Consider the following 12,879-nt stretch of genomic DNA (forward strand, 5'->3'; position numbering starts at 1 on the left):
CCGCCCGGATGCGACGGCGGCGGCGGGGTACCCGGAAGCTCGACGCCCATTCCGGCCGGCCGACCCCGAGCGGACGCCACCAGTTCCCGGTCCGCGGCCGTCGCGCCGCCGAGAGGCTCGGGCCGCGCATCGTCGTCGTCGGCCGGCCCGGCACCGACCTACGTCCTGCGCGCACCCGAGATCGAAGGCATGTTCATCGAAGACCTCGCCGCCGTCGCCGAGGTGCTGGACGTACTCGCCGCCTACGTTGGAGGCATGGCCGCACGGGACCGCGATGAATCGGGTCGGCCGCAGAACGCCCGTCCCCGCGACGCGCTGGGCCGACCCCTGCCGAAGGGCAGCGTGGGCGTTCCGCGCATCCCCGAGGACCTGGAGCTACCGCCGGCCGAGAGCCTCGCCTACGCCCAGGACCTGCTGGACCGCGGACTGGCGTTCAACGCCCACGAGGTCCTCGAAGCCGCCTGGAAGACCGGACCCGACGACGAGCGGGCGCTGTGGCAGGGCCTGGCCCAACTCGCCGTCGGCATCACCCACGTCCAGCGGGGAAATCACCAGGGAGCCCTGCGCCTGTTGCAGCGCGCGACGGACCGCCTCGCCGACCACGACCAGCCGCCACCACATGGCATCGACCTCGCCGGCCTGATCGACTGGGCCAATGCCCTGATCGACGACCTCGCCGCCGGGGCACAGATCACGCCATATCGCCTGCACCCCCGGCTCGTCGCCTCTGGGTGACGGCACCTCGCCGAACCGCCACGCGAAAAGCCATACGGCCCATAGGTTGAAGCCATGTCGCTTCTCGACCTCGCGCTGCTGCCGATCCGGATCGGGCTCGGCGTCGCCGACACCGTGATCAGGGCCGTCACCCCGCAAGCGCCTGCCCCACCGTCGGACCTGCGCGTCATCAACGGGATGCCCGAAGGCGTACCGGCGGCCGCCCTGCAGCCCGAACCGAAACTGCCCACCCCCAACGGCTGGCCGTTCGGCGAGGACTTCCCCCGCACCTGCGGCACCGGCCGCTTCGCCGGCGGCGCGGTCTTCTGGACCGACTTCGTCTACGACGACCACGGCGCGTTCGGCGTCCCGGTCGACATCCCCACCGGCGGGCTGGTCCCGCCGCGCGGCACCTACGTCTATCCCGACGGCCCCGCGGCCCGCAACGGCGCCGACATCTTCCGCGTCGCGATCGGCCTGACCGAGACCCACACCTGGTGGCGGGTCGACTGGAACACCCTGCTCGACCCGTCGATCCCCGTCGCGTGCTTCACCTTCGACACCCATCGCGGCCGCGCTCCCACCAATGACTGGCCGGCCAACGCGGGCGTCACCTCGGCCGGTATCGACTCCGCGCTGCTGATCTCGGCGCAAGGCGCCTGGCTGCGGGATCTCGCGACGAACGCGTCGGTCCTGGTCGAGTACGAGGTCGACATGCGATCGCGCTCCTTCCTCGCCCGGATACCTCGCGAACGAGCCCAGCCCACCGGCACCTGGACCGTGCGCCTCGCCGCCGGGTTGGCCAACGACGCCGGCGACGGGTTCGCCGACGTTCCGCTCTCCCGCGGCGCGCGGCCCGGCCAACCCAACGTCTACAACGTCGCCTTCCGCACCCACCGGCAGGAGAAGGCGCGCCTGAACTTCTGGTCCGACGAGGCGCAGGCCGAAGCGCTGTCCGACGGCGACATCACCGAGTTCTCGCTCGCGGTGCCGTGGGACCAACTGGCCGCGGGCCTCACCACCGCCGAGCCGATCGTCACGGGCACCTCCACCCGGTGGTATGTCTCGTCGATCGAACTGGGCCAGGGCGTCGCCCCGACCAACATCTTCAGCACCGACCCGCAGTTCCTGGGCCGGGTGCAGCCCTACTCGGTGTGCCTGCCGTCGACCTACTCGCCCGGCCGCCGACTGCCGCTGACGCTACTACTGCATTCACTTGCGTTGGGGCAGAACCAGTTCGCCGCCATCGACCCGCGTCTGCTGCACCAGGTGTGCGAGGACCGGGAGTCGGTGGTGGTGACGCCGCTGGCCCGCGGACCGTCGTGCTGGTACTTCGACGAGGGCGAGCTCGACGTGTGGGAGGTGTGGGCACGGGTCGCCGAACAGCTCGGCACCGACCCCGACCGCACGGTGATCTCGGGCTACTCGATGGGCGGCTATGCCGCATACAAGCTGGGGCTGACGTACCCGGAGGTGTTCGCCCAGGCCGTCGTGTTGGCCGGGCCGCCGGTGTGCGGGGTGCGGCTGCTGCCCGACGTCGACATCCCCGGCGACCTCGACCCGAACTCGGCCTGCGCCCGCGCCGGCGACACCTGGGAGCTGCTGCCCAACGGGCGGTGGCTGCCGTTCGTCATCGCCCACGGCGTGCTCGACCAACTGGTGCCGATCACCTCGGTGCTGTCGCAGGTCCTCGAACTGGACCGGCTGGGCTACCGCTACCGGTTCACCGTCTACCCCTTCGAGGACCACATCTCGTGGGTGTTGGAGGACGAGTTCGACGATCCGATCTCACAGATGGGCACCGGCTACCGCCAGGGCGACCCCGGCCACATCACGTACGGCTGGTACCCCGAGCTGGTGCGGCCCGACCTCGGCCTTGGGCCGCAACGGGTTTGGTGGTTGTCGGACCTGGCCGCCGATCCGGCCGCGGCCGGCAGGCGCGGGGCGATCGCCTCCGTCGACGCGCGGTCGTATGCACGCCCGGATCCGACGCGCACGATCCGGCGCCGCCGCGGCGTCGAACCCGACCTCGACGAACCCGGCCTCTACACCGAACTCGAGTGGCGCATCGGGCCGGCCGTCGAGCCGATGCCGTTCCTGACGCTCAGCCTGTCCGCTGTGGCGCACGTGACCGTCGACGTCGCCCGCGCCGGCCTCGCCGACCTGGCCGCCTCGAGCATCGACGTCTCCACAGACACCCCCGTCCGGGTGAAGCTCGCCGCCGTGCCGCCGGACACCGCCGTTCTTCTCGACGGTGAGCCGGCCGGCCCGCTGGTTGCGGTGCCGATCGGACGCCACACCATCACGCTCACCGCCGCGACCGTGCCCTCCCGCGAGGTGGTGACCGCGCTGCTGCGGCGATGACCCTCGGGAGTCGACTATCAGACCTTCTCGCGTGCGGCCGAGATCGACGCGGCCAAGCGCTCGACCGCGGCGGTCAGCGCCCACAACGCCTGGGTGTCCGGATGCGGTTTCGGTGCCTCGGCCGCGCCGGTGTCGACGGCATGCCGGCCGCCGGTCGGGCGCGCGATCGTGGACTCCGTGCGGTGCTCGCGTCGCCACCTGTTCGCCGACCCGACATGAAAGCCGCATTCGTCCCAGCGCAGCGACCCCGTCCCGTCGGCATCCGGCAGGCCGACGTGCTCACCGCGGTGTCCGCCGTCGAGCGTGCAGCGTTGCATCGACGCCACCTCGTTGCCTCCCAGCCATCTCTGAAGCGACTGCCTGAGCGGCTCGTGCAGGAACACCGTGGCACGGCACTGTTCCACGTTCATTGGCATACCTCGGATGGCGATTGCGAGCCCATAGCGTGTCGTGCAGTAGGCGCACGGGTTCAGTCCCGCGCCCAGCGGTATGAAAGTGAAACCGAGACGTGACGTCTCCGCGCCGACGTCACGCGCAACATCTCGGTTTGTCCGGGGCGCGATTGTGGGTAATCCGCGCGAACGGGGAGGTGGGGCGAATGCGGATCCGAGGGCTGGGCCTGGCGACGACGCTGTCGGCGGTCGCTTTCTGCGCGGGCTGCGGGCTCATCGGGTCGACGCCGAGCGAACCGGAAGCCCAAGCCGGCGAGATCACCGTCGACGGCAGCACTTATGAGACCCAGTCGGTGGAGTGCACACAGATCAAGTGGGACCTGACCATCGACGCCACCGCCGAAACGGGAAGCGCCGAGGCTTTCCTCGTTCTGGGCGGCACTCAGCCGGAAGTGCGAACGGTGAACATCGAGAACGTCAACGAGGTGACCGCCGTCGCCGGTGGCCAACTCGGCGAGGCCGAGGCCACCACCAACGGCAACGTCTACACGATCACCGGCACCGTCGTCGGATCCGATCCCGCCAACCCGGGCCGGTCGCGCACGATGCCGTTCGAGATCAAGGCACCGTGCTGAGCCCGCGCTACGTGACCGGGCGGTACCGCGCCTCGGCGAACGAGAACAGCCCGTAGGCGAACAGTCCGACCGCGATGACCCACAGGACGACCTGGCCCCAGCTCTGGCCGGCGAGGTCGGACAACAGTCCCGAGAGGCCCTTGACGTTGTTGGGATCGTAGGTCAGGCCCGCGGTCACGAAGAAGAAGCCGACACCGATCGTCACCAGGCCGCTGCCCAGATAACCCGCCCGGCCCAGCGCTTCCACCGTCTTACGCTTGTCCTGCTGCAGTGATCCGATGCGCTCCATGAAGCCGCAGTTCATCGTGTGCTTGTAGATCTGGTAGGCGCCGAAGCCGATCGCGATCAGGCCGATGATCATCACGATCCACCTGCCGCCGGGCAGGCCCATGATCAACCCGGTGGCCTGCTGCTGGCCGCCACCGCCGCCGCCACCGGGCACGGCGCCGGCGTTGCCGCCCCAGTTCGCGATCAGGATCGACAGCGAGGCGAGCGCCGCACCGCTGTACAGCACACCCTTGAACGCGTACTTGGCTCGATCACTGCCCTCGGAGCCCTCGACCGGATCCCCGGCGGCGGCCTGGGTGAACTTCCACACCACCAACGCGATCAGCGCGACCGTGAGGGCGATCAGCAGGAACTTGCCGAACGGCGCCTGCGCGACGGTCTGGATGGCGCCCGTCTCGCTGGCCGAACCGCGGTTGCCCAGTGCGACGTTGATCGCCAGGAAACCCAGCAGCGTGTACAGGGCGCCCTTGCCTATCAGCCCGGTCCGCGCGACTTTCGATCTGATATCTCCTGCATGGCCCTGCGCACGGGATGTGGGGCTGCTCATGGGGTACTCGCCTTCGTCTAGTGATCCGCTGTGCCAAGCGATTACCCCATGCGGAGCCGGGCGATACCTCGAGCGTCAATTTGTTGCGGCCTCAGCGATAAACCACGTCGACGCGACGGAACGCCCCCAGCGAGTGGTCGGCGCGGAACGCCTTGTGATCGGACTTGTTTCGGGCGTCGGCCTCGGTGGCGAACCGCACGATGTCGTCGACGAACAGGTCGTCGATGCCGATGGCGGCCACGATCTCCGGTTCGATGTCCTGGTCGACCAGACCCGCCTCGTCGGACAGCGCATGCGCCTGGGCCAGCAGTCCCCCGCACAACTCGGCGTACTCACGCCACTCGCCGAAGGACAGGTCGTCGAGGTCGATGTCGTCGCGGAACCACGACCGCTCTCGGACCAGGAAGCTGATGCCCTGGTGTTTGATGCTGCCGTAGAACCGGTCCCCGCTGACCAACTGCACCCGGTGACCGTGCACCACCCGATCGGCGTCGCCCTCGACGACGTGGTCCGACGGCGGCACCAGTCCCTCCAGCGCCGAGCGACGCGCTTGCTTGAACTCGAGCAGTAGGTCATCGGTCGCGTCGGCGTTCGGCCCCTCGATCATCACGTAGTAGCGCACCAGGCCGAGCGATGCCGTGCCCTGGCCCCGGCGTTCGGCGACGTCCTTGACCCGCATCGAACCCGCTCGCTCGGGCACCGACAACTGTGCCTCGCGCACGTACCGGTCGATCAGTTCCTGGAACTCGTCGCGCCTGCTCGAGATCGGCACCAGCTTCTTGCTGGACTTGAAGCCCCGCTTGGTCTCGTCGTAATACTTCTTGTTCAGCCACTTGGCGCGCCCACCCGACATGGCGTCGTCGATGAGGTCGGCGATCAGGTCGGGGGCATTGTCCTGCCTGAGATCATCGGCGTCCTCGGGCTGTTCATCGGCGTAGTCCCGGATCTTGGCGACATAGCCGCGGACGAACGACGCGGCGATCTTGCGCCGCTTGGCGCGCCCGTAGCCGCCGATCTCGTCGCCGGCGATCATGAAGCCGGTGGCCCCCCGTTTGAGGTCCCAGGTGAACGGCGCGTAGAACACCTCGTCGAAGTCGTTGATGCCGAAGATCGGCACGTTGTCGACGTTGGGCATCACCCCGAAGTTCTCCGGGTGCACATCGCCTGCGGCCAGCACCGTGGGCATCCAGGGGTCCTCGCCGACCATGTCGCGGTAGAACAGCAGCGCGGTGCCGCGGAAGAACGAGTATCGGGACTTGGCGAGCTTGTCGAACTTCTCGAACGCCTCCTCGTTGTGGCGGGCGATGCGGACCGAGTGGTCCTCGCGAATGGTCTGACGGACGTGCACCCGGCGGCCGTCGCCGGTGAGCATGCGCGGCAGCACCACCATCGCCCCGGCGGCGCGCGCGGTGGCCAGCTCCTGGAACGCCTCCGTGCGGGAACCCGCGGGCCGGTCGGTCGCCGACACCCGGCCGCCCGGGTCGGTCTGGTCGGAGCTGTCGGCGGCCTCGGGGCGATCGCCACCGGAACCGTCAGCCACACCGGCGAGCATGTCCATCAGCTCGGCCTTCGGTGTTCGCGACGTCGCATCCAGGTCGAGCTCCTTGGCTTTGCGATAGAGCTCGTCGCGGGTGGCGTTCTCGATGTCCATGCATGACCACTACCCCTGAACTCGTCGGCGATACCCCTGCGGCGGATCCGTCGAACGCCAGACGCGGACACGTCATTCGGACCGGGCCGACCCGGCACGGCCAGTAGCATCCACCGCGTGTCGGTCGCTCCCAGCCAGCAGCGCCAGGTTTCGGGGCTGGCCGCCGCCATGACGATCGTCGCGATGGGGCTCGGCTACGCCATCTCGATCGGCGACCCGACGAGCATGTCGGCCAACCTGTCCCTGGTCACGGCCGGCCTGCACATCACCGGCTCCACCGCGACCTTCGTCGACAGCCTCGCCACGCTCACCATGGCCGCCGCCGTGCTGTCCGCCGGCGCCCTCGGCGACCTCTACGGCATGCGCCGGATGTACCTGGTCGGGTTGTCCGGCGCCCTGGCGTTCAACCTGCTGGCCGCGGCGGCACCCGTGTCGGCGGCGCTGCTCGTCGCCCGCGCCGGAGCTGGCATCACGTTCGCGTTCCTCATCGGACTCTCGCTGGCGATCACGAACGCCGTCTTCCCGCCGGGCAGGCGGGCCGTGGCGATCGCCTCGTACTTCGGCGTCGGGTACGCCGTCGCGACTCCGATGCCGGCGATCAGCGGCGCGTTGGGCAACGCGATCGGCTGGCGTGCCTGCTTCTTGGTGGTGCCGGTGATCGCCGCGATCGGGTTGCTCGTGGTCTGGCGGTTCGTGCCCGAGACCGTGCGCGCGACCCGGCGGCTGGACCTGGTCGGCATGGGGCTGTTCGCCGTCGCGCTGCTCGGGCTGATCTTCGGCATCTCACGCATCGAGACCGGCATCAACACCGTCGGCCTGACCGCGATCGCGGTGGGGTTGGCTGCGGGCGCGGCGTTCGTCTGGCAGGAACTGCACACCCGTGACCCCGCGCTGGACATGCGCGTCTTCCGCTCCGGCCGGTTCAACGCCGCGGTGACCGCGGGCGTGATGTTCAACATCGTGCTCGGCGGCTCGATGGTTCTGCTGGCCTTCTACCTCGTCACGATCCGGCGGGAATCGCACGAGCTGTTCGGCCTGCTGCTGATCCCCGCTACCGCGATGGCCGCCGTCGCCGCGACCTCCGCCGGGCCCGCGGCGAACCGGTTCGGTCCGCGCACCGTCATGGTGTCCGGTCTCGTGGTGATGCTCGGCGGCCTGCTGATGATGCGCCTGTTGACCCTCGAGACGTCGCGCACGACGGTGTTCATCACCACGGCGCTCATCGTGGTCGGCGGCGCGCTGGTCACCACACCGCAGGCGACGATCATGATGAGCAGCGCCCCGGCCGACCTCGGCGGCGCGGTGTCAGCGGTCAAGAGCGCCGTCAACGAGGGCGGCTACTCGCTGGGCCCCGCACTGTTCGCGCTCATCGGCATCAACCTGTTCCTCACCGACAGCGTGCGCAACCTGCGCGACGCGGACATCACCCGCGCCGAGGCACGCGAGGCGCTGGTGGTGGCCCACAGCGGCCGGGGAGCTCAGATGGTGGATCCGGAGAAGGCCCGGCTGGTGATCGAGCAGGCGCCCCACACCGCTGTCGACGCGATCCACACCCTCAGCGCCGTCATGGCCGTCGGACCGGTGATCGCGATCATCCTGGCGCTCTGGTTGATCAAGTCCACCAAGTGATTCGGGCTCAGCGACCGCTGCCGCCCAGCAGTTCCGCCAGCTCGGCCTTGAAGCGATCAGCGAGGTCCCACAGGTCCCTGACCAGCGTCCCGCACGAGATGATGCCCACGTTTAGCCTGCCGCTCAGCGACATCACCGTGATGTTCAGACCCGAGCCGTGAAAGATCGGGCCGAGCGGATACAGAGCCTGGATTTCGGCGCCCACCGCATACAGCGGGGTATCCGGTCCCGCCACGTTCGAGATGATCACGTTGTGGATCGCTGTGCGCTTCAACGGGGTGTGCGACAACACCTCCAACGCCGCGCCGAACAACGCGGGCGGCATCGCTTGCGTCAGGTCGCCCATCAATGTCGGGGCCAGCGATGCACTGTGTTCCTTCGCGCGCGAATCGGATGCGGCGATAACGCGTAGTCGCTCCACCGGGTCTTCGATATCCGTCTGCAGATTGCAGAACATGCCCGAGAGCTGATTGCGTCCCGGTCGATCGGACTTGTCGTGCACCGACGCCGGCACCACCGCGATCAGTGGCTTGTCGGGCAACTCTGAGCGGTCGGCGAGGTACCCGCGCAATGCGCCGGCGCACAACGCCATCACCACGTCGTTGACCTTGACGCCGAACTCGTTCTTGACTCGTTTGACGTCGTCCATCTCCAGTTGCGCCAACGCGATGGTGCGGTCGGCGGTGATCTCTGCGTTGAACACCGTTGCCGGGGCTTTGAAGGGCGCGGCCATCGCCGTGCCGCTGCGGGCACGGCTGATGGTGTTGACGATCGTCGACATCGTCTCGGGCACCACCCTCACCAGCTGCCACGGACGAGTGAGGGCCCGCATCAGCCCCCCGCCGGCTATCTCCAACGGCGTCGCGCCTCCGGGCCCGTCCACCGAATCGGGTGGCGGGGCGTCCGGCACCACGTCACACAGCTGACTGAGCAGGTTGGCGGCCGACACCCCGTCCACCGCGGCGTGGTGCACCTTGATCATGAGGCCGATCGGGCCATCCCGCTGCGGGTCCGTGCCGCCGACGCCCTCGATGACCCACATCTCCCACAGCGGCTTGCTGCGGTCCAGCGGAACCGACGCGATACGTCCGCACACATCGGCCAGTTCCTGGCGCCCTCCCGGCGTCGGCAGGGCGATGCGACGCAGATGGAAGGACAAGTCCAGGTCCTGGTCCTCGACCCACACCGGATGGTCGAGGTTGAGCTGGCTGTCGGCGAGCTTGGCCCTCAACTCCGGCAGCGCCCGCAGACGTGACGCCAGATGGTCGTGTAACCGGTCGAAGCTGTATCCGCCGGGAATCGTCGTCGTGTCCAACTCGGCGATCGAACACACATGCAGGGGCACGGCCGCCGACTCGCTGTACAGCATGCTCGCGTCGAAACCGCTCAGCCGTTCCATCCGCCTGACGTACCCGCAACGATGTGGACGTCAAACGAAGGATTCATCCGCTGAGCGCAATGCCGCGAGGTTCTCGATCGCTCCGATCAGTCTGAATCGGCGGTGCTCGGCACGTGCCGCTTGACCGTTTCGTCCATCATTTCCTTGAGTGCGGGTAGTTCGTCGAGCAATCGCGCAAGGTCGTCACGATCGACATGCAACACCTCGGCCTGCCCCGTCGTCGTCACGGTGGCATTCCGCAGTTTTCCGCGTTGCAGTGCAGACTCCCCGATGACCTCTCCTGGGCCGACGACCGCGATGCGGTCGTTTCCGACATAGACGCCCGCCTCGCCGCTGAGCAGGATGTAGCAGGCGTCCGACACAGTGTGCTGACGGATCAGCGGCCACGGGCCGGAGGTCGAGGTGCGGTGCGCCGCCTGCGCCAGGCGCTTGAGGTCCTGTTCGGAGAACCTCGCGAAGTTGTCGAATTCGCGCAGGCGGCGGGCGTCTTCCTCGATCTCTTGTGCCCGGGCCTGCCGGCTGTTGCGAGCGTGCTTGCGGTTGTCCACGGTAGATCCCCGATCCAAGAGGTTGCCCTGTTTCGGAAGAGTAACGCCCGAGCCTCGTGTGCAGACGGAAATGTCAGGACCAGTTCCACGACGATCACACCGGCCGCCGTCGCGTCGGCGGTGTGCCCATTCTCCCGTGTCGGCGCGCGCGGTGTCTCATCCTGAAGGCATGGTGACCCCGAACCTGCCGCTGGGCTTCGACTTCACCGATCCGGACATCTACGCGCAACGACTGCCGATGGAGGAGTTCGCCGAGTTGCGGCGGGCAGCGCCGATCTGGTGGAACGAGCAGGACCCTGACGTCGGCGGGTTCGGTGATGGCGGCTACTGGGTGGTGACCAAGCACCGCGACGTACGTGAGGTGTCGCTGCGCGCCGACGTGTTCTCGTCGTCGGAGAAATCCGTGGTGCCGCGGTACCCGGTGACCGGCGGCGGCGGCCAGATCGAGGCGGGCCGGGCGTCGATGATCATGATGGACGACCCCGAGCACTCGCGGTTGCGCAAGATCGTCTCCCGCGGCTTCACGCCCCGCGCCGTGGAGCGGTTGCGCGGCGAGCTCGGCGATCGGGCGCAGCAGATCGCCGCTGAGGCGGCCGCCGAGGGGTCCGGTGACTTCGTCCTGCAGGTCGCCCGCGAGCTTCCGCTGCAGGCCATCGCCGGGTTGCTCGGCGTGCCGCAGCAGGACCGAGAAAAGCTGTTCGACTGGTCGAACCGGATGATCGGCGCCGACGACCCCGAATTCGCCGACTACGACTCGCTGGCTTCGGCGGGCGAGATGATGTGGTACGCCATGCAGTTGGCGCAGCGCAAAGCCGGGGACCCAGGACCAACAGATCGTGACATCGTCAGCACACTGATCGATGCCGACGCCGACGGTCAGCTCAGCGACGCGGAATTCGGCATGTTCGTGGTGACACTGGCGATCGCGGGCAACGAGACCAGCCGCAACTCGATCACCCAGGGCATGATGGCGTTCGCCGAGTTCGGTGACCAGTGGGAGCTGTTCAAGGCGCAGCGGCCCAAGACCGCCGCCGACGAGATCATCCGATGGGCGTCGCCGATCACCGCGTTCCAGCGGACGGCGTTGGCCGACACCGAACTGTCCGGGGTCCCGATCAAGAAGGGGCAGCGACTGGTGCTGTTCTACCGGTCGGCGAACTTCGACGAGGACGTCTTCGAGAAACCGCACTCATTCGACATCCTGCGCACCCCCAACCCGCATCTCGGGTTCGGTGGCACCGGCGCGCACTACTGCATCGGCGCGAACCTCGCGCGGATGACGATCGACCTGATGTTCAACGCGATCGCCGACCACCTGCCCGATCTACGCCCGGTGTCGACCCCCGAGCGGTTGCGGTCGAGCATGATCAACGGGATCAAGCACTGGCAGGTCGACTACGGAACGCGGCGGGGCTGACACCGGCCGATCCGACGGTCTGGACCGCGGCGCTCAGCGCCGAATTCGCCCGGCCCGAGCGCGAAGCGCCGTCTGCAACCCGACAATCCGGCCGCCAGGTCGCGTCACCGGGCGGGAGTCGGAGCCGAACTTCCGCTCCGAGGCAGTCTCGGGGGCGTCGTCGGAGGTGGCCGTGAGCATTCCGTCGGGCAAGGCAAGCTTGTGCACGGTCCGCAGCGTCAAAAGGTATTGGCGCACAAGCGAGCCGCTGGTGTACGGCAGGTCGTACTTTTCACACAGCGCCCGTACGCGGACGGCGATCTGCGCGTACCGGTTGCTCGGCAGGTCCGGAAACATGTGGTGTTCGATCTGATAGCAGAGGTTGCCGCTGGCGAAGGCCAGCACGGGTCCGGCGTCGAAGTTCGCAGCTCCCAACATCTGACGCAGATACCACTCCGCACGGGTTTCCTCATCGAGGACGTCCGCGGTGAATTTCTCTGCGCCGTCGGGGAAATGCCCGCAGAAGATGACCATGTAGGCCCAGATGTTGCGGGACAGGTTCGCCACCGCGTTCGCGGCCAGGGTCCTGCGCCAGCGAGACCGGCTCAGCGCCGGGAACACCACGTAGTCCTTGACCGCCTGCCTGGCTACCTTCACCATCAGGGCTTTCACCTCGGCCGTCATCCCCTGGCCCCGCTTCAGCTCGACGTCGTGCAGGGCGATGCCCCACTCGAATGTCGCGGCGAGGAACAGATTCTGCAGCGGCTGCAGAAGATGCCGAGGTCGCCACGGCTGATCTCGGGTCATTCGCATGACCCCGAAGCCGAGATCCTCGTCCATGCCGAGAACGTTGCTGAAGACGTGATGCTGGTAGTTGTGGGCGTGCCTCCACTGCGACGAGAGCCCGGCCATGTCCCACTCCCACGTGCTCGAGTGGATCTCGGGATCATTCATCCAATCCCATTGACCGTGGCTCACATTGTGGCCGATCTCCATGTTCTCGATGCTCTTGGCCACCGCCAGCGCGGCGGTGCCGACCAGCCATCCGGGGCGTGACCGGGTACCGGCGATGAGAAGTCGCGCCGCGACTTCCAGCATTCGTTGAAAACGGATCGTGCGTTGAATGTATGCCGCGTCGCCGGTGCCGAGGCTCTCCTCGATGTCTCGCCGTATTCCGTCCAATTCGTAGCCGAGTGCCTCGATGTCCGCCTCACCCAGATGTGCGTAGGCAGCGATATCGGCGATTGCCATGAGATGTCCTGGTCGATCCGGCCGTGCTGGCGAAAGATGGGCTCGTGCGAGAACCCGCGGTGAGC

Annotated in this window: 11 protein-coding genes; 5 read left to right on the top strand and 6 right to left on the bottom strand. The window is 68.0% G+C overall.

Annotated elements, in window-relative coordinates; all coding sequences use genetic code 11:
• The first annotated feature begins 255 nt into the window (after window positions 1-255).
• Together K3G64_RS05215 and K3G64_RS05220 are read left to right on the top strand one after the other, a co-directional pair.
• Window positions 256-735, top strand: coding sequence for a DUF309 domain-containing protein (locus K3G64_RS05215; protein ID WP_238950420.1), 480 nt, complete (start codon window positions 256-258; stop codon window positions 733-735).
• 54 nt (window positions 736-789) lie between these two features.
• A complete protein-coding gene (locus K3G64_RS05220) occupies window positions 790-3,078 on the top strand; it encodes an alpha/beta hydrolase-fold protein (protein WP_238889468.1) in 2,289 nt (762 codons plus the stop codon).
• Window positions 3,079-3,095: 17 nt separating this feature from the next.
• On the opposite strand, the gene K3G64_RS05225 is transcribed toward K3G64_RS05220, so the two are convergent.
• Complete coding sequence (locus K3G64_RS05225; RefSeq protein WP_238889470.1) at window positions 3,096-3,488, bottom strand: hypothetical protein; 393 nt, start codon at window positions 3,486-3,488, stop codon at window positions 3,096-3,098.
• A gap of 188 nt (window positions 3,489-3,676) precedes the next feature.
• On the opposite strand from K3G64_RS05225, the gene K3G64_RS05230 reads away from it, so the two are divergent.
• On the top strand, window positions 3,677-4,105 hold the full coding sequence (locus K3G64_RS05230) for a lipoprotein LpqH (RefSeq protein WP_238889471.1): 429 nt from the start codon (window positions 3,677-3,679) through the stop codon (window positions 4,103-4,105).
• 7 nt (window positions 4,106-4,112) lie between these two features.
• Here K3G64_RS05230 and K3G64_RS05235 read toward each other — a convergent pair whose 3' ends face one another.
• Window positions 4,113-4,940: a DUF1206 domain-containing protein gene (locus K3G64_RS05235; protein WP_238889473.1), complete on the bottom strand. Its 828-nt coding sequence runs from the start codon at window positions 4,938-4,940 to the stop codon at window positions 4,113-4,115.
• Window positions 4,941-5,031: 91 nt separating this feature from the next.
• Window positions 5,032-6,591 carry a DUF2252 domain-containing protein gene (locus tag K3G64_RS05240; protein ID WP_238889475.1) on the bottom strand — a complete coding sequence of 520 codons (1,560 nt, stop codon included), beginning with the start codon at window positions 6,589-6,591 and terminating at the stop codon, window positions 5,032-5,034.
• Window positions 6,592-6,708: 117 nt separating this feature from the next.
• Here K3G64_RS05240 and K3G64_RS05245 point away from each other — a divergent pair, with 117 nt between their 5' ends.
• Entirely contained in the window at window positions 6,709-8,220 is a 1,512-nt protein-coding gene (locus K3G64_RS05245) for an MFS transporter (RefSeq protein ID WP_238889477.1), read from the top strand.
• 7 nt (window positions 8,221-8,227) lie between these two features.
• Here K3G64_RS05245 and K3G64_RS05250 read toward each other — a convergent pair whose 3' ends face one another.
• Both K3G64_RS05250 and K3G64_RS05255 read right to left on the bottom strand, forming a co-directional pair.
• Complete coding sequence (locus K3G64_RS05250; RefSeq protein WP_238889479.1) at window positions 8,228-9,619, bottom strand: WS/DGAT/MGAT family O-acyltransferase; 1,392 nt, start codon at window positions 9,617-9,619, stop codon at window positions 8,228-8,230.
• A gap of 86 nt (window positions 9,620-9,705) precedes the next feature.
• On the bottom strand, window positions 9,706-10,167 hold the full coding sequence (locus K3G64_RS05255) for a cyclic nucleotide-binding domain-containing protein (RefSeq protein ID WP_238889481.1): 462 nt from the start codon (window positions 10,165-10,167) through the stop codon (window positions 9,706-9,708).
• Window positions 10,168-10,336: 169 nt separating this feature from the next.
• Here K3G64_RS05255 and K3G64_RS05260 point away from each other — a divergent pair, with 169 nt between their 5' ends.
• Window positions 10,337-11,584 carry a cytochrome P450 gene (locus K3G64_RS05260; RefSeq protein WP_238889483.1) on the top strand — a complete coding sequence of 416 codons (1,248 nt, stop codon included), beginning with the start codon at window positions 10,337-10,339 and terminating at the stop codon, window positions 11,582-11,584.
• Between the two features lie 33 nt (window positions 11,585-11,617).
• Here K3G64_RS05260 and K3G64_RS05265 read toward each other — a convergent pair whose 3' ends face one another.
• Window positions 11,618-12,814: a fatty acid desaturase family protein gene (locus tag K3G64_RS05265; RefSeq protein ID WP_238889485.1), complete on the bottom strand. Its 1,197-nt coding sequence runs from the start codon at window positions 12,812-12,814 to the stop codon at window positions 11,618-11,620.
• Window positions 12,815-12,879 lie beyond the last annotated feature (65 nt).

Source organism: Mycobacterium sp. IDR2000157661 (assembly GCF_022317005.1).
Taxonomy (GTDB): domain Bacteria; phylum Actinomycetota; class Actinomycetes; order Mycobacteriales; family Mycobacteriaceae; genus Mycobacterium.